The organism is Paenibacillus chungangensis, from assembly GCF_042675905.1.
Taxonomy (GTDB): domain Bacteria; phylum Bacillota; class Bacilli; order Paenibacillales; family Paenibacillaceae; genus Pristimantibacillus; species Pristimantibacillus chungangensis.
In genome coordinates, this window is record NZ_JBHTJZ010000043.1 from 1 (window position 1) to 931 (window position 931).

The 931-nt window shown below is 45.2% G+C and carries 1 protein-coding gene; it reads right to left on the bottom strand.

All coding sequences use genetic code 11. The features are described 5' to 3' along the window. Positions 1 to 85 precede the first annotated feature (85 nt). The coding region (locus ACFQ2I_RS19475) for a reverse transcriptase domain-containing protein (RefSeq protein WP_377567209.1) at positions 86 to 931 on the bottom strand (846 nt) is incomplete at its 5' end.

Genomic DNA, 931 nt, shown 5'->3' on the forward strand with positions numbered 1-931 from the left:
AATCGGGTAGGAGGCTACCCATTATTTGAGTAGCCGACCTCCCACACCACCGTACGTACCGTTCGGTATACGGCGGTTCCTAAGTTTACGTCAATACAGTCTTATAGTGTTCCGAGAAAAATGTGTATCCCGTTTGTTTAAGGCGAGCGTTGGTGACAGTTGTGTTGAGGATTTGGCTATTGGCGATACGCCAATAGCCTTTTCTTGTACACGCGAATTTGAGAGCAGTATTGTGGTCGTTTCCGAGTTTGCGGAGCATTGCGTATCTGGTTCGAACGCGTTTCCATCGTTTCCAGATATACATCCGTAATCTTCTTCTTAACCATTCGTCTGTTCCTTTGAGCAACTTTTTCATATCTGCGAGTTTGAAGTAATTGATCCAACCCGTGATATATTGTTTCAGCTTTAGTTTCAGTAGTTCATATCCGAGCCCGTTGCTTCTAGCAGTGAGTTCTTTTATTCTTGCTTTCATCTTGCTGACGCTCTTTATATGGATGCGTAGTTTGATTCCGTCTTTGGACGGGTAAAATCCGTATCCCAGGAACTTGATCCTGCCCATGTAGGCAACCACTGTTTTCTCTCTGTTTACCTTTAGCCTCAGTTTCCCTTCGATGTAGGGCAGAATGTTTGTCAGCATTCGCTCGGCTGATCGCTTTGTCCTTGCAAAGAGAAGCATGTCATCGGCGTACCTGACAAATCTGATTCCTCTGCGCTCCAGTTCTCGGTCAAGCTCGTTCAGCATGATATTGCTGCACAGTGGGCTAATATTCCCACCTTGAACGAGTCCAAGCTCTGTCTCTTCGAACTTCCCCTTGTTCATCGCTCCTGCTTTTAGGTACTTGTGTATGAGGGATACCACTCTGCCGTCTTTAATCGTTCTGGATAGCAATTCAATCATCTTCGATTGATTAACCGTATCGAAGAATTTCTC